Genomic DNA, 880 nt, shown 5'->3' with positions numbered 1-880 from the left:
GCGCCGGCGTTGCCGATGGCGCCGGGGCGGGCGCCGCGGTTTTTGCAGGCGGCACCGGAGTCGTGGGGCTGTGGGGGCGGATATTGAGCCCCAGCACGAGCGCCGCCACCCCGGAGACGAACATCGCCAGCACGGCGCCGGCGACCAGCACCGATGTGCGGCTGCGGCGGCCGCGGCCCGTCTCCGCCGCGGCTTCGGCGGCGTCGGCCGGCTGCTGCGTCGCGGCCGTCAAATCCTGCGACGGGATCGCGAGGGTGGGCGGTGCTCCCAGCTGCGCGGTCGCCGCGGCCAGTGCCGCTCCGCGCGCCAACGCCCGCTCGGGCTCCTCGGGAACGATGACCGGGAGCGGCGTCGCGACCTCCAGCGCCGCCTTCAGCGACGGGATGTCGACACCGGAGCCCACCAGGAACACCTCGCCCGGGCGGGCGGGCGTCGAGGCGGTCCCCGACACCATCGCCGCCAGCTGGGCTATCGCCGCGTCGCCTCTCGCCAGGGGCTGCCGGCGAACGCCGGCGGCGACGCCGTCAGCGGTGTCGACGACCGCCAGCGTCGCGGTCGCCGGCTCGACGAAGAGCAACGCGGTCCGGGCGCGACCGGACGCGCTGCCGAGAGCCTGGGCCAGTGCTGCGGCCGCCGTGAACGCCGAGACCAGCGTGACGCTGTCGATGCGGCGCCGCGCGAGCGCGTCACGCAGCGCGGCCGCTTCGGCGTCGTCGGTGCAGGTGATCCCTGTCGACCGCAGCCGGTAGCCGCCCGCCGCCGCGCTCTGTCTGGTCCGGAGGACGGTCGCGATCGCCAGGTCCGCCGCCGCGGCGGCCGATGGCGTGCCGGCCACCCGCAGGTCGTCCTGGTCGACGGTGACGCCGCCCGCACCCGCCCC

1 protein-coding gene is annotated in these 880 nt (G+C 77.2%); it reads right to left on the bottom strand.

Annotated features, from left to right (window positions below; translation table 11 throughout):
- Positions 1-880, bottom strand: an 880-nt coding sequence (locus tag FPZ47_RS28745) for a DUF7159 family protein (RefSeq protein WP_168209594.1), incomplete at both ends; no start/stop codon positions are given.

This window comes from Mycobacterium helveticum (genome assembly GCF_007714205.1).
Lineage (GTDB): Bacteria > Actinomycetota > Actinomycetes > Mycobacteriales > Mycobacteriaceae > Mycobacterium > Mycobacterium helveticum.
The sequence above is the reverse complement of the archived record's forward strand: the minus strand, read 5'-3'. Positions and strand labels throughout refer to the sequence as shown.